Annotated in this window: 14 protein-coding genes, 1 tRNA gene and 1 pseudogene; 11 read left to right on the top strand and 5 right to left on the bottom strand. The window is 29.0% G+C overall.

The window, feature by feature from the left end; genetic code table 11:
* The 4 genes and pseudogenes from ACTG3S_RS11825 to ACTG3S_RS11810 all read left to right on the top strand — a co-directional run.
* Nucleotides 1-101: pseudogene (locus ACTG3S_RS11825) on the top strand (nicotinate (nicotinamide) nucleotide adenylyltransferase); the annotation flags it as partial.
* 81 nt (nucleotides 102-182) lie between these two features.
* Nucleotides 183-1,049, top strand: a complete 867-nt coding sequence (locus tag ACTG3S_RS11820) for a M23 family metallopeptidase (protein WP_439129555.1) — start codon at nucleotides 183-185, stop codon at nucleotides 1,047-1,049.
* Nucleotides 1,049-2,548: a GH3 auxin-responsive promoter family protein gene (locus tag ACTG3S_RS11815; protein WP_439129554.1), complete on the top strand. Its 1,500-nt coding sequence runs from the start codon at nucleotides 1,049-1,051 to the stop codon at nucleotides 2,546-2,548. The genes ACTG3S_RS11820 and ACTG3S_RS11815 overlap by 1 nt, the downstream gene beginning before the upstream one ends.
* 88 nt (nucleotides 2,549-2,636) lie before the next feature.
* Nucleotides 2,637-3,086: a 6-pyruvoyl trahydropterin synthase family protein gene (locus ACTG3S_RS11810; protein WP_439129553.1), complete on the top strand. Its 450-nt coding sequence runs from the start codon at nucleotides 2,637-2,639 to the stop codon at nucleotides 3,084-3,086.
* 2 nt (nucleotides 3,087-3,088) lie between these two features.
* Here the strand turns inward: ACTG3S_RS11810 and ACTG3S_RS11805 are convergent, their stop codons facing one another.
* The gene (locus ACTG3S_RS11805; RefSeq protein ID WP_439129552.1) at nucleotides 3,089-4,456 is read right to left on the bottom strand and encodes a hypothetical protein; all 1,368 of its coding nucleotides are present in this window, start codon (nucleotides 4,454-4,456) and stop codon (nucleotides 3,089-3,091) included.
* A gap of 234 nt (nucleotides 4,457-4,690) precedes the next feature.
* On the opposite strand from ACTG3S_RS11805, the gene ACTG3S_RS11800 reads away from it, so the two are divergent.
* The 3 genes from ACTG3S_RS11800 to ACTG3S_RS11790 are packed head-to-tail and all read left to right on the top strand — an operon-like array spanning nucleotide 4,691 to nucleotide 8,242.
* Nucleotides 4,691-5,158 (top strand): hypothetical protein, encoded by a 468-nt coding sequence (locus ACTG3S_RS11800; protein WP_439129551.1) that lies wholly within the window; start codon nucleotides 4,691-4,693, stop codon nucleotides 5,156-5,158.
* 45 nt (nucleotides 5,159-5,203) lie between these two features.
* Complete coding sequence (locus tag ACTG3S_RS11795; protein WP_439129550.1) at nucleotides 5,204-6,538, top strand: hypothetical protein; 1,335 nt, start codon at nucleotides 5,204-5,206, stop codon at nucleotides 6,536-6,538.
* A 9-nt stretch (nucleotides 6,539-6,547) separates the two neighbouring features.
* Nucleotides 6,548-8,242, top strand: coding sequence for a T9SS type A sorting domain-containing protein (locus ACTG3S_RS11790; protein ID WP_439129549.1), 1,695 nt, complete (start codon nucleotides 6,548-6,550; stop codon nucleotides 8,240-8,242).
* A 161-nt stretch (nucleotides 8,243-8,403) separates the two neighbouring features.
* Here the strand turns inward: ACTG3S_RS11790 and pth are convergent, their stop codons facing one another.
* The 3 genes from pth to ACTG3S_RS11775 form a co-directional block, all read right to left on the bottom strand.
* Entirely contained in the window at nucleotides 8,404-8,970 is a 567-nt protein-coding gene (gene pth / locus ACTG3S_RS11785) for an aminoacyl-tRNA hydrolase (protein ID WP_439129548.1), read from the bottom strand.
* Between the two features lie 215 nt (nucleotides 8,971-9,185).
* Complete coding sequence (locus ACTG3S_RS11780; RefSeq protein ID WP_439129547.1) at nucleotides 9,186-9,800, bottom strand: 50S ribosomal protein L25/general stress protein Ctc; 615 nt, start codon at nucleotides 9,798-9,800, stop codon at nucleotides 9,186-9,188.
* Nucleotides 9,801-9,817: 17 nt separating this feature from the next.
* Nucleotides 9,818-10,759 carry a ribose-phosphate pyrophosphokinase gene (locus ACTG3S_RS11775; protein WP_439129546.1) on the bottom strand — a complete coding sequence of 314 codons (942 nt, stop codon included), beginning with the start codon at nucleotides 10,757-10,759 and terminating at the stop codon, nucleotides 9,818-9,820.
* A 121-nt stretch (nucleotides 10,760-10,880) separates the two neighbouring features.
* On the opposite strand from ACTG3S_RS11775, the gene ACTG3S_RS11770 reads away from it, so the two are divergent.
* A tRNA-Leu gene (locus tag ACTG3S_RS11770) sits at nucleotides 10,881-10,962 on the top strand.
* 525 nt (nucleotides 10,963-11,487) lie between these two features.
* Here ACTG3S_RS11770 and galE read toward each other — a convergent pair.
* Complete coding sequence (gene galE / locus ACTG3S_RS11765) at nucleotides 11,488-12,516, bottom strand: UDP-glucose 4-epimerase GalE (protein WP_439129545.1); 1,029 nt, start codon at nucleotides 12,514-12,516, stop codon at nucleotides 11,488-11,490.
* Between the two features lie 99 nt (nucleotides 12,517-12,615).
* On the opposite strand from galE, the gene ACTG3S_RS11760 reads away from it, so the two are divergent.
* From ACTG3S_RS11760 to galT, 3 genes are all read left to right on the top strand, one after another.
* On the top strand, nucleotides 12,616-13,614 hold the full coding sequence (locus ACTG3S_RS11760; RefSeq protein ID WP_439129544.1) for a GntR family transcriptional regulator: 999 nt from the start codon (nucleotides 12,616-12,618) through the stop codon (nucleotides 13,612-13,614).
* A gap of 76 nt (nucleotides 13,615-13,690) precedes the next feature.
* Nucleotides 13,691-14,836, top strand: coding sequence for a galactokinase (locus ACTG3S_RS11755; RefSeq protein ID WP_439129543.1), 1,146 nt, complete (start codon nucleotides 13,691-13,693; stop codon nucleotides 14,834-14,836).
* Nucleotides 14,837-14,856: 20 nt separating this feature from the next.
* A partial coding sequence (galT, locus tag ACTG3S_RS11750; RefSeq protein WP_439129542.1) for a galactose-1-phosphate uridylyltransferase occupies nucleotides 14,857-15,717 on the top strand: 861 nt, incomplete at its 3' end.

Below are 15,717 nucleotides of genomic sequence, written 5' to 3'. Positions count from 1 at the left end.
CAATGATTAGAAAAGGAATACAACAAAATAAAAATATACAGCCCATGCTTACCAAAGAGGTTTGGCGTTATATAGACGAAATGAATTTTTATAGAAAATAATTTAATTATTTTTACATCGTTATAAGTAAAAAACCATTAAATGGCTTTGGTTGTATATTTGTAATTAACAAACCTTAACTTGTGAGCAAAAAGGATAAAAAAAAGGGGAAACTAAAACAAAAACTAACAGATAAATACAGGTTAGTTGTTTTAAATGAAGATACTTTTGAAGAACGTTTTTCTTTAAAACTATCTCGTTTAAACGTATTTGTTTTGGGTGGTATTTTCTCTATTCTTTTAATCGCTGTAACTTCTGTAATTATTGCATTTACACCAATTAAAGAGTATATACCTGGGTATTCATCTACAAAATTAAAAGCAGATGCTGTAAAACTAACTTTTGAGGCAGATTCTTTAAAACAAAAACTGGCCATTTTAGAAAACTATACAAAAGCATTAAAACCAGTTTTAACTGGAGAAATTACCTCTGAACAAATAGACTCTTTACAAGTAGAAGCTAGACAAATAACCATAGATGAAAGTGAGTTAGATGCTAGTAAAGAAGATTCTTTATTTAGAGAAAAGGTAGATAAAATAACTCAATTTGCACTTTTAGACAACGCCAAAAGCAATGTGAAAATTGTATTTTTTGCGCCTTTAAAAGGGACTATTTCTCAAAGTTTTGATGCCAATTCTAAACATTTTGCAGTAGATATTGTTGCAAAAACTGGTACACCTATTAAAGCTGCAGCAGATGGTACTGTAATTTTTTCTGGTTGGAGCGCAGAAACTGGTTATGTGATTATCTTAAAACACAATAAAGATTTTATTTCTGTATACAAACACAATGGTAATTTGCTAAAACAACAAGGGGATTTTGTAAAATCTGGCGAAGTTATAGCAAGTGTAGGTTCTACAGGAGAATTAACAACAGGTCCGCATTTACATTTCGAACTTTGGAAAGGTGGTTATGCCATAAATCCAACAAATTTTATAGATTTTAAATAATGAGTATTAAATCTTTTTTTGCAATTCCTTTTGCTAAAATAGCCACTAAAAAAGTGTATAAATGGGCAAAAAATCCACTAAAAACACAAGAAAAGGTTTTTAAAAATTTAATTGCTAAAGGCAGCAAAACTGCGTTTGGTAAAGACCATAATTTTAGTGCCATTTCTAATTATGCTGATTTTAAAAAACAAGTTAAAGTTACAGATTACGAAGGATTAAGACCTTATGTAGATAGAATCGTTGCTGGCGAATCTGATGTACTTTGGACAGGTAAACCCCTATATTTTGCCAAAACTTCTGGTACAACTTCTGGGGCAAAATACATCCCTATTACAAAAGATTCTATGCCAACGCATATAAAAGCAGCAAGAAACGCTTTGTTGTTTTATATCGCAGAAAAAAACGATGCTAGTTTTGTAGATGGAAAAATGATTTTTTTACAAGGAAGCCCTGTTTTACAAGATAAAAATGGCGTTAAATTAGGTAGACTTAGTGGAATTGTGGCACATTATGTACCACAATATTTACTAAAAAATAGATTACCAAGTTGGGAAACGAATTGTATAGAAGATTGGGATACTAAAGTAAATGCCATTGTAGAGGAAACCATTAATGAAGACATGTCTGTTATTAGTGGTATACCATCTTGGGTACAAATGTATTTTGAAAAACTGATTGATAAAACTGGTAAAAAAGTATCAGAATTATTCCCTAATTTTAATTTCTTTATTTATGGAGGTGTCAATTTTGAACCTTACAAAAACAAATTCGAGAGTTTAATTGGTAAAAAAATAGATTACATAGAATTATATCCTGCTTCTGAAGGTTTTATTGCTTACCAAGATTCGCAAACCGAAAAAGGAATGTTATTGCAACTAGATTCTGGTATTTTTTATGAATTTATTCCTGCTACAGAATTTTTTGATGAAAACCCCACAAGAGTTTCTCTTAAGGATGTAAAAGTTGGCGTTAATTACGTAATCATTTTAAATACAACTGCAGGTTTATGGGGCTATAATATTGGCGATACAGTTGAATTTACATCAACAAAACCCTATAGGATAAAAGTTACAGGGCGTATAAAACACTTTATTTCTGCCTTTGGCGAACATGTAATTGGTAAAGAAGTAGAAAAGGCTTTAAATGATGCTATAAAAGGTACAGATATTAATATTAGCGAGTTTACAGTAGCGCCTCAAGTGAATCCGAAAAATGGTTTACCTTATCATGAATGGTTTATAGAATTTGAAACTGAACCAAAAAATTTAGAAGAATTTGAGCAAAAAGTAGATGCATCTATGCAGGCACAAAATATTTATTATCTAGACTTAATTGAGGGCAAAATTTTACGACCACTTATTATTAGAAAAGTTAAAAAAGGTGGTTTTCATAATTATATGAAATCTATTGGTAAATTTGGTGGTCAGAATAAAATTCCGCAATTGTCTGATAACAGAAAAATTGCAGATGTTTTAGAAGATTTTATAATTAAAGATTAAATAAAATGGGAGGAGATTTTTTATTTTTAGGACTCGCAATAGCCTTAGTTATTGTATACTTTTACAACAAATTTAGAAACAGACGTTAATGAGTACAATTAGAATAACAAAGCAATTCAATTTTGAAACAGGCCACGCTTTATATGGTTATAATGGAAAATGTAAAAATGTTCATGGTCATTCGTACAAACTTTCTGTAACGGTTTCTGGAAAACCCATAGCAGACAATACCCATGTAAAATTTGGTATGGTGATAGATTTTGGTGATTTAAAAAAGATTGTAAACGAAGAAATTGTTGATGTTTTTGACCATGCCACTGTATTTAATAAAAACACACCTCATGTAGAATTAGCAAAAGAGTTAATGGACAGAGGGCATGAGGTTTTATTAGTAGATTACCAACCTACAAGCGAAATGATGGTGATTGATTTTGCTAAAAAAATATCGAAAAGATTGCCAGTAAATATTAAACTACATTCTATAAAATTACAAGAAACGGATACCAGTTTTGCAGAGTGGTTTTCGAGTGAAAACTAAACTTATACTTGCTTAAAAGTAATGTTAATTTTTATCTCTTTCATTCTTTTATCTAGCTGACTTCTTTGTCTACTAAATACTGACTCTTTTGGCATTTTTAAGGCATTAGAGAGTTCGAACTTTAAATCTTTTAGTACCCTTTCTCTTCGTTTGTTAATGGTTATGTAGTTGTCTTCTTTTAAATCTTTAGACAACGCATCATTTAATAATTGTAACTCAAAAAACTTATCTTTTTTCATTAAAAACACCTTTAATACTGCTTTGTTTAATGGAGACAATTGCAATGGTATTTTTCTATTTATAAAAAACTGGTCTTTGTTAACGTTGTACAATAATTGATGTCTCTTTGTTACATAACTTACATATAGTTTGTAACATCCGTAACAAAAAGTAAATGCAAAAACCACTATCAAAAAACCATACAGTAAAATAGAATATTGTTCACTAACATACAAAGGCGTCTCAGAAATAAGCTTGCCTTTTAAACTGGTGTAAGGTTCGCTAATAACATAGTAATTTTGGTTAGACTCGTATACATAAGTAATCAATTCAGGACGCTGAAAGTATTTAAGCGCTTTAATATTTTTAAAAATTGAATAGTCAAATGTTTGTACAGTATTGTTGAAAAAATCTACTTCAACAATGTTATCATGAAAGGATACAGCTTTATCGTCTATTTGTAATCTAATTTGAAAATAAGAGAGAATATTAAGTAAAGGGAGGTCTTTGTTTATTCTTTTTTCTTTGTGCCATGTAAATGTGTTTAAATCTAATCGCCTTACATATTCATCTAAAACATGGTCTCTTTTGCTTAAATAGTCCATTACATAAAGATTGGTTCCCTTTTTTAAAAAGAAAGACGAAACTCTTGGGCTAATACTCTCTATATTATTTGTTTTTTTTAAGAGCCACTCGTTGGTTACAAAATCATAATACGTAATGATGTTTTTTTTGGTGAACAAACCATAACCAGAAAATAAATAAGGTTTGTTATCGTATACAAAAGGAATAGCAAAATATTGATTTTTGTGGCTAAAGGAGTTGTCAATACGAGTAAAAGTATTGTTTTTAAATGTTAACGTAATGCCACAACCATTTTCTACCAAATAAGTAACATCATCTATTTGATACTGATAGTCATTAAATAAAGAGCGTTGTAATGGTTTTGGAAACTTAGTTTTAAAACGCGTTTCAAAATTAAAACCTCTATACCCTGTGGTATCATTTACAATAATAACAGGCTCCTTTGTCTTAGCATCTTTAAAAAGCAAATATTCTTGACTAATTTTTAAAGGCTCTTGTGCATAAAATGTGTGCGACAAGAAAAAGACAAAAAGTAGTAATAGGTTAGTGTGGTTGGTTTTTTGCAAAGTGGAAAAATTAAAATTCTAAAATTATTTACTACCCAAATTTAAGAGTTTTTCATAGAATAAAAAATATGCGAAATTATGATGTCGTATAATTTTTTGAGAAAATAATAGATTTAAATCTAGATTTGAAAATATTTTAAAATGTATTTCAATGAAAAAATTTGTTTTACTGCTTTTTTTAGAACTTTTTTTGAGCTCTATATGTAATGCAAAAATAAAATCAATAATTAAATCATGGAACCAATCTCTTTAAGTTTATTACCAATTATAGTAAACAAATTATTAGCCAGTAATAAAGCTGAAAAAAAGGAAGCTTTAGCATCATTAAAAAAAATGCTCTTGGTAGAGTGTAGAATTAATCTCAAAATTTTAGACGTTACCAAAAATGACCATATAGGACAAGAAGAGAAATACAATTTATTATCAAGTCTGAAAAATGAAGCTTCTAATGCTTTGTTTGGTTATGCAGATTATTCGATAGTTAAAACCTATTTACCAATACTAGAGTTAAACAAAGATGATTCTTTAGAAAATGATTTATTATTAGTCTCTATTATTAGTAAAATTGAACTTCTAAAAATATTATCATCTGATTTGAAAAAACTATCAGAGCAAAAAGTTATTATATTAAAAGCCAGAATAAATAATTTACATGAGCAATTGACTGCGATTGTAAAAAAGTTAAATAATGATTTAGCTTAAAAAATTGAAATCTTTAGTTATTTATAATTTATAAAAAATAAAACCATGAAAAGAATATTCCCTCTTACAGTAATTACACTATTGCTTTTTGCAAACGCATTTGCAACAGACCGTTTTGTAAACCCTAACCTTTCTCAAGGTAATGGTACTACTTTATTTACAACCATTACAGATGCTGTTACAGCAGCTCAAAATGGAGACCGTATTATTATAACATCTTCTACTTATAATGAAGCTGAATTAACAATTGATAAATCTTTGCAGATTATACCTCAAACAGCAGGAACAACAATTAATTTTAATGCTAATATTAAAATATCTAGTACTTCAGAATTGAAGGTCGAGTTAATTGGTTTAAATTTAGGTTTTTACTCTGTTTTAGCCGTAAATGATGGATTACCAAATAATCCTACTTCTTTAAATTTAATAAATATTTCATGTGAAAATATTTTAATAGATAAAGATTATATAATACCGAATATTATTGAGTCTAATGTGGCAAATGAAATAATAATTAGAGCAGGAAATGTATTAAAAACTAATTGTAATAAATTATTTATTTATGATGGTCCTGACTCAAATTTACTATTAGGCAATATTATTATTTCGAATAATAATATTTCTTCAGTACTACAATTTTATAATGATGATTTAAAATTTATAATATCTAATAATATATTACATGACATATATATTACAAATTGGAATAAAAATATTGAGTTAAGCAATGAAATTTTTAATAATAATTTTATATCCAAGGATAATAATTGTAATGCTTTAACTGGAAATGCACCTAGACTTTATTTTTCTGTTGTAGGACAATTGGGTGGGTGTTGCAATTACTATACACAATTTAGAGTTTCATATTACAATATAATTTTTACGAGTAATCTTTTTGATACCTCCCCATTATTTCCAAAACCTTCATATATGGATAGTGGAACATCTCCACAATTTTCAACAAATCAAGATAGAAATCTAATAAGAAATATTTATAACTCTTGTCAAGAACCTTCTCGTAATTATGGTTGGAATTCACTTAGTTCAATTTTTCCAAACGAATATTCTTCTGGATATTTTGAATGGAGTTTTAATCATAAAAAATTACCTAAAACAATTAATACTGCTACATCTTTATCTTTTACTAATTCAGAATCTTTATCTTTAATAAATGACGCAGGAAATCCAAACCATAAGTATTATGATATTGATTTAACAATAAATGATAGGGGTATCGATGGAGGCCCTTATTCTCAATTAAACTACAACGCAGCAAACCCAAATAATAGCCGTGCCTTTATTTTTGACTTAGAAATGCCTTCCGATATATTTCCAAATGAAAATATAGAGATTAAGGCCAAAGCATATCACAAAAATTAAGTAATAGCTATGAGATATTTTATACTATTCTTTTTATTGAGTTGTACAGTTTTTTCACAAGAAAATAATATTACCAATGCAGAATATTATTGGGGTCAAACAGACCCTGGTTTTGGGCAAGGTGTTGCACTTAATGCAGCAGACGGAGAGTTTAACACTGCTATTGAAGGAATAATAGCTAATTACTCTGTAACCCAAACAGTATATGGCCCAATATTGTTTAATTTAAGAGTGAAAGACGCCGAAGATAATTGGGGGCCAACCTTTAAAAAAGTAATTTTTATTGGAGGTGAAACAGATACACCCCAACAAATTACTATAACTGGTTTTGAATATTACTTTGGTAATTTTGACCCTGGAGAAGGTAACGGAACAGCTATTGTAGCATTTGATGGAGCTTTAGATAGTGCTGTAGAAGAAGTTTTTAGAAATCAAGTTACCTGGGATATTGCTTCAGGACCAATTTTGTTTAATATAAGAGCTAAAGACGCTGAAGGCAATTGGGGACCGGTATTTAAAAAAACTATCTTTCCTTATGGAGCAAACCCAAATGCTGAATTAATAGCTGAAGGTGATTCCATAGAAATTTGCCCGGGATCAGAAGTAACCTTAACTTATAATGGTCCTTTTGGATACAAACCTACCTGGTTTGATGGTTCAACTGAAAATACGATTACTTTTACACCAGAAGAGGAGGGTAATATAAGTTGTAGCGCTACTTTAAATGGAAACACATATACAGATACAATAGAAGTTAAATTTAAAGAATTACCTAGCACAGATATTTCAATAACTGGAAGTATTTTAGTTTGTAGTTCTAGTAATTTTAATTTAGAAACTGAGGAAAACTCAGACTATAGTTATCAATGGTATTTAGATGGCAATGAGATTACAAATGCTACAAATGCATCTTATTTACCAACTGCAATAGGTTCTTATACTTTAGAAATAATAGACAACAATACAACATGTAGTAAAATTACAGAACCAACAATATTAACGTCATCTTATGAGATTAGTCCTATAGATATTTCTAATTTTTGTAGAGAATTAGTTTTAACAGTACCTTTAGGGTCTGCAAATAGTTATCAATGGAAAAAAGACAATATAAATATTACTAATGCTACATCAAATACATATACAGCAACTGAATCTGGGTCTTATACATGTATTATAAATAATGAAAACTGTTCGTTTACAACGTCTGCTAAAGTAATAAATACAACTGTAAATAAACCCATTGGAGATACTAATCAAGAATTTAACTCTGGTGATACTTTAGAAGATTTAAATGTGTCTGGTGTAAATCTTGCTTGGTACTCTAGTCCAACAGAAAACAGTTCGCTACCTTTATCTACAGAATTGGTAAGTAATACTTCATACTATGTATCTCAAACAATTAATAATTGCGAAAGCGAAAGACTTGTTATAACAGTTCAATTAAGTACACTGTCTAATAACCAATATTTAATTAAAAAAATATCAATTATTCCAAATCCTGCTAAAAATATTGTTTCAGTAGAAGCTAATGTGTTTTTTAATAAAATTGAAATTTTTAATACACTAGGTCAGAAAATAGAAACTAAAATTTTTAACAAATCGAATAATCAAAAAATAAATCTATCTAAATACAACACAGGTATTTATTATTTTAAAATTTCAAATGAAAATTATTCTACTACAAAATCAGTAATCAAAAACTAATTCTTACATGTAGAATAAACAATTTAATAAAAGAAAAAATCCAAAAACTAAAAAGTTTCTAAAGAAATTTTGGGGAAAGTTGAAAATTGAAAATTGAAAAAGAAAAACACCCCTTCTAGATAAACTAGAGGGGTTTCCTGTTTTTAAGATTGTAATAAAATTTACTTCCCGTTAAAAGTATTCATGGTATTATTTAAACCTGCTGTTCCAAAAGAAGTTATAATTTCTGTGGCAACAGGCAAACGTTCTATTAATTGGCTTATTTCGTCTTTATTCCATTCGCCTAAAACGTAATCTACTTGCCTGCCTTTAGAATAATTGGCTCCTACTCCAAAACGAAACCTTGGGTATTTATTAGTTCCTAATTTCTCTTGAATATCTTTTAATCCGTTATGCCCACCTGCAGAACCCTTTGTTTTTACACGGATGGTACCAAAATCTATGTTGATATCATCTGTAATAACCAAGATATTTTCTAGGGCTATTTTTTCTTTTTGCATCCAATATTTTACTGCTTTTCCGCTTAAATTCATAAATGTACTTGGTTTTAAAAGAACAAAAGTTCTTCCTTTAAACCTAAATTTAGCAATGTCTCCTAATTTTTCGGTTTCGAAAGTTACATTATGATCTTCTGCCACTTCATCTAATATTTTAAATCCGATATTATGTCGTGTATTGGTATATTTATCACCAATATTTCCTAAACCTACTATTAAATATTTTTTCATTAATTCCTCTTTACTTTCAATTTTAATACCTAATATATTTTTAAAAAACACCAAAATTTTCATTCTTCAAAAGTAAGAAGAAATATAAAGTTACGTACTCTTAATTTTAGTAGCAACTTATTTTAATTAAAAGACCCTGAAACCAGTTCAGGGTGTAAAAAAAAGCGTTACAAAAATGTAACGCTTTTTAAAATTATAATCGCTAGAATAAAAATCTATTCTGTTGCTGCTGGTGCTTCTGCAGCTTCATCTGTAGTTTCATCTTCATCTAAATCTTCTGCAACTGCGTTACGAGAAGTTCTAACTTGAACAACTACTGTATTGTCTGGGTGCATAAATGTGTAATCATCATTAGCTAATGATGTTACAAATAATTTATTTCCTATTTTTAATTTAGAAATATCTGCTGTTACAAAATCTGGTAAGTTAGCTGGTAAAGCTTTTACTTTTAATTTACGGTTTGTAAAACGTAAAGAACCACCATTTAATACTCCAGGAGATGTACCTGTTAATTTTACAGGAATGTTCATTGTTACTTCTTTATCATCAAATAACTGATAAAAATCTACATGTAAGATTTTGTCTGTTACAGGGTGAAATTGAATGTCTTGTAAAATAGCAGCTATTTTTTGTCCATCAACATTAATTGTTGCAGTATATACGTTTGGAGTGTATACCAAGTTTTTAAATGCTAATTCTTCTGCTGAAAAATGCACTGGCTTATCTCCTCCGTAAATAACGCAAGGAACCATACCAGCATTACGTAAGGCTTTGGTAGCTACCTTGCCCACGCTTTCTCTTTTTGATCCTTTAATTGTAATTGATTTCATTACTTGTTTTTAAATATTTATATTATAAACTTTCCACTAATCGAAGTATTGTCTTGCACTTTATGCATAACATCTGCGAATAATGGCGCGCAAGATACTACTTTTATTTTAGATGTAGCTCTTTTTAACGGAATTGTGTCTGAAACAATTAATTCTGTTAAAGCAGAGTTCTCTATCTTTTCATAGGCATCACCTGACAAAACAGGATGTGTACAAATTGCACGTACACTTAAAGCACCTCTTTCTTTCATTAAGTTTGCTGCGTGTGCTAGCGTACCTCCAGTATCTATCATATCATCCACAAGAATAATATTTTTACCTTCTACTTCACCAATTACCTCCATATGCCCAATTACATTTGCTTTTTTACGCTGTTTGTAACAAATAACTACATCTGCGTGTAAATGTTTAGAATATGCATAGGCTCTTTTAGAACCTCCCATATCTGGAGAAGCAATTGTTAAATTGTCTAATTTTAAACCTTCTATATATGGCATAAAAATAGTAGAAGCAAATAAATGATCTACGGGTCTTTCAAAAAATCCTTGAATTTGATCTGCATGCAAATCCATGGTCATAATTCTTGTAGCACCTGCTGCTTCTAATAATTTTGCTACTAATTTTGCACCAATGGCAACTCTTGGCTTATCTTTTCTATCTTGTCTTGCCCAACCAAAATAAGGCATTACTGCAGTAATATGTCTTGCTGATGCTCTTTTTGCTGCGTCTAAAATTAATAGCATTTCCATAAGATTGTCTGCATTCGGAAATGTGGAACCTATGATAAAAATGCGTCTTCCTCTTACAGATTCTTCAAATGCGGGCTGAAATTCGCCATCGTTGAAGTAGGTTATTTCAATATTACCTAATTCTGTATTATATTCTTTGGCAATATTAGCTGCTAAATCTTTACTTTGTCTGCAGGCAAAAAGTTTTGGTGCTAATTGATTTGTAGGCATTTAGTTGTTTTTTTGTTGTGTTGTTGTGAGTTTACAAAAGTAGAAATTATTTATTGAGTTTGAAATTAATTTATAGACTTTAAAATAAAATAATTTAATACATTTGCAATCTCAATAACTTGCTCAAGTGGCGGAATTGGTAGACGCGCTGGATTCAAAATCCAGTTCTTTCGGGAGTGTGGGTTCGATTCCCACCTTGAGTACGAAAAACCCTTTTAATTATTTGATTATCAGGGTTTTTTTAATTTAAATAACGTTAAAGTATCTTAAAACTCCTTAATAATACCAATATAAATAATTTACAACATCTACTTTTTTAGAAAATAATCCCTTATAATTTTAAAAATTTAGTTTAATTCATTGTTTTCATCTCCTAACCCTATTATTATAATTAAGAAATAAAAAAAATTCTTTTATTTAAAATTTATAATGTTTCTCTCTATAGTAATATACAAACTGAATCTAATAATAAAATTCTTTAGAGATTCATGTTTGTTATGCAATACACCTTATCACTTATTACCAAACAACAACAATTTGAAATCCAAAATAGTTATAATAAATTTAGTTAAAGAATTTACAAACAATGTATTCTATTTATGATTATTATTTTAAACGTTTTTTATACATTGTTCCTCCCTATTTATTTTTCTTTCAGTAACAGTAAAATATTTTTATTTGTTAAATTAATAAAACAATAGTGCTTTAGGTGAAATAACCTTTTTTCATTAATTGTTATTTCTTAGTTTTTGCTCCCATTTCCAAGAAGAACTAATCATTTCATGTAAATTTTTATTAGCTGTCCAACCTAATTTTTCCTTTGCTAATTTGGTTGACGCAAATAGTTTTGGAACATCACCAGCTCTTCTTTCGGTAATTTCATAATTTAATTTTGAATTGGTAACTTCTTCGAAAGTATTAATTATATCTAATACAGAAAACCCATTTCCAGTACCTAAATTAAAAATTTCAAAAGGTTGTTCTTGTTTTTTATCTATTATTCTTTTTACAGCTAAAACATGCGCTTTTGCTAAATCAACAACATGAATATAATCTCTTATTGGAGTTCCATCTTTTGTTGGATAATCATTACCATAAACCATTAGTTTTTCACGTAAACCTACTGCTGTCTGTGTAATATATGGCATTAAGTTATTAGGAACACCACTTGGTAGCTCTCCTATTAAACCAGATTCGTGAGCGCCAATAGGGTTGAAATAGCGTAATGATATAGATTGTAATTTACTGTCTGATTTTATAACATCATCAATAATTTCTTCTGCAATTTTCTTTGTATTTCCATAAGGAGAAAACGGACGTTGTGTTTCATTTTCTTCTGTAATTGGAAGTGTTTCTGGTGTTCCATAAACAGTAGCTGATGAAGAAAAAATAAAACCTTTTATACCGTTTTCTAATTGTGAAGAAAGTGTATTTAACAGAGAATATAAATTATTTTTATAATACATTAATGGCTTTTGCACTGATTCTCCAACAGCTTTATGAGCAGCAAAATTAATAACTGCTTCAGCATCATTATGCTTTTTAAAAACAGCTTTAGTTGCTGTTTTATCTTTTAAATCAATATTGACAAAAGTTGGCTTGGTTCCTGTAATTTTTAAGATTCTTTCTAACGTGTCTTCTGTTGAATTAGATAAATCATCTAAAATAACTACTTCATAATTATTTTCGATTAATTCTACAACTGTATGAGAACCAATATAGCCACAACCTCCAGTTACTATTATTTTGTTTTTCATTATATTTTATTTTTGAAACTACAAACTTAATAAAAATAATTAAAAAACCTACCAGAACCTACTAGTTGTTTTTATTAAAAGAAATTGTATATTTGCTACATGGGAATTGTATCACTTAAAAAAAATATTGGTGTACCAAAATATAAACAAATAGTAACTTCAATAGAAGACGCTCTCACTAATGGTACTTTAAAAAAAGGAGATCAATTACCCTCTTTAAATAAAATAAAAAATACTCATAAATTATCTAGAGATACTGTTTTAATGGCTTTTAATGAGTTAAAAAACAGAGGTATTATTCATTCTGTAGTTGGTAAAGGTTATTATGTTTCTAGTATCGATGTAGAAGTTAAGAAAAAGGTTTTTTTACTCTTTGATGAATTAAACTCCTTTAAAGAAGACCTGTATAATTCTTTTTTAGAAAATTTAGGAGATAATATTCAAGTTGATATTTTCTTTCATCATTTTAATAATGACATCTTCAATAAATTAATTAATGACAGTATAGGCAACTATTCTTATTACGTAATTATGCCTGCTAACCTTAATGAAACTCAAGTAATTCTTCAAAATTTACCAAATGATAAGGTATACCTTTTGGATCAAGTTCCCAAAGGGTTAGAAAATTATCCTGCGATATACCAAGATTTTGAAAATGATATTCAAAAAGGGTTGTTTACAGGTTTACACGCCATTAGGAAATATGAAAAACTAGTTTTAGTATTCTCTGATCAAAAACAACCAAAACAGTTGTTAAATGGGTTTTTAAATTTTTGTGGTAATTACAAAATCAACTATGAAATTACTAAAACTATATATAAGAGAACCCCTGAAAAAGGTGAGTTATATATCGTTTTTGAGGATAAAGATTTGATTAAAATCATTAAAAAAATAAAAGAACAAAAATTACAATTAGCTAAAGATATTGGTATAATTTCATATAATGACACGTTATTAAAAGAAGTCGTCTCAGATGGTATTACAACCATTTCAACAGATTTTAACTTCATGGGAAAAACATTGGCAGAAATGATTTTAAAAAACGAACAAACATCTGTGATTAATCCAAGTAAATTACTGTTTAGAAAATCTATATAGTGTTTTAAGTTATGTTAGAAATAATGTTAAAACACTTATATCACATAAACATTAATATTAAATAAAACATACCATAATGGTAAAATTAATAAAAGAAGTAAAAGAAAGTTTTAAAGCAACATTTAAGGTAGAGCCTTTGCTTGTTTTTTCTCCTGGTAGAATAAACATTATTGGTGAGCATACAGACTATAATGATGGTTTTGTGTTTCCTGCTGCTGTTGATAAAGGCATTGCAGCTGCAATTCAAAAAAGTGATACAGGAAGTTGCACAGCTATTGCTTTAGATTTAGATAGTAAAATTGAATTTGATTTAGATAAACTAAAACCATCTAAAGAAGGAAGTTGGGAGAATTATGTTTTTGGTGTAGTTGCAGAAATACAAAATAGAAATAAAGTTGTTGGGGATTTTAATATTGTTTTTAAAGGAAATATACCTGGTGGAGCAGGTATGTCATCCTCTGCAGCATTAGAAAATAGCGTAGTTTTTGGACTAAATGAATTGTTTGAGTTGGGATTAACCAAAACAGAAATGATTTTAATTTCGCAAAAAGCAGAGCACAATTATGTGGGTGTTAATTGCGGAATTATGGACCAATATGCAAGTATGTTCGGCATTAAAGACAATGCTTTGCATTTAGATTGTAGAACTATACAATCTAAACCGTACAAAATTGATTTTAAAAAACACCAATTCATATTAATCAACACCAATGTAAAACATAGTTTGTCTGATAGTGCTTATAATGATAGGCGATCTGCTTGCGAAAGTATTGCAACATTATTGGATGTTAAAGCTTTAAGAGATGCTACAGAGGCAGATTTAGAAAAAATAATTGATAAAGTTACTCCAACCAATTATCAAAAAGCACTATACGTTATTCAAGAAAATGAACGCACTTTAAAAGCAGCTAAGGCTATTGAAGATAATGATTTAGAAAGGCTAGGAAAATTAATCTATCAATCTCATGCAGGATTATCTGACCAATACAAAGTAAGTTGTGATGAATTAGATTTTTTAGTAGCACAAGCAAAGAAAAATAAATATGTTTTAGGAGCAAGAATGATGGGTGGTGGCTTTGGTGGATGTACTATTAACTTAGTAGCAAGAAACGAAGTTAATGCATTCGAAGAAACAGTTTCTAAAGCCTATAAAAATAAGTTTGATAAAGAATGTTCTGTTTATTTTATAGAACTTTCTAATGGTACGCACTTAGTAAAATAATCATCAAGAAAACTATTATAATGGAAAACACAAATTTACAAGATTACTCTCATAAAAGATTTAATATTTTAACAGGTGAATGGGTTTTAGTTTCACCTCATAGAGCTAAAAGACCTTGGCAAGGGCAAAATGAAGAAATTTCTAAAAATATAAGACCAACTTATGATGAAAAATGTTATTTATGTGCTACCAATACAAGAATTAATGGTGAAGTAAACCCAGACTATAAAGATGTATTTGTATTTACAAACGATTTTGCTGCACTGCAAAATGATTCGCCAAAATTCAATATAAATGACGGTTTGTTAAAAGCAGAAAGCGAAACTGGAATTTGTAAAGTAATTTGTTTTAGTCCAGATCATTCTAAAAGTTTGGCAGATATGGCTGTAAATGATATTGACAAAGTTGTAAAAGTTTGGCAGAAAGAATATGCTTTTTTGGGTAGTAAAGAAAATATCAATAATGTACAAATTTTCGAAAACAAAGGTGCTGTAATGGGTTGTAGTAATCCTCATCCTCATGGACAAATTTGGAGTCAATCTACCTTACCAAACGAAGTTGAAAAGAAAGACAACCAACAACGTAATTATTTTAAAGAAAAAAACTCTAGTCTTTTAGGAGATTACTTAAAACAAGAATTAGATACAAAAGAAAGAATTATTTTTGAAAATGAGGATTTTGTAATTTTAATTCCTTTTTGGGCTATTTGGCCTTTTGAAGCTATGATTGCTCCCAAAAAACAGTTTAAAGATATCACAGAATTATCAGAAGCAGAAAGTTTAGCTTATGCAGAAGCAATATCTGTGCTTACAAAGACGTACGATGCTTTATTTGAATGTTCTTTTCCTTATTCTTCTGGTATACATCAAGCACCCACAAAT

The organism is Polaribacter sp. (assembly GCF_965656025.1).
Lineage (GTDB): Bacteria > Bacteroidota > Bacteroidia > Flavobacteriales > Flavobacteriaceae > Polaribacter.
This window is presented reverse-complemented; position numbering and strand designations above follow the sequence as displayed.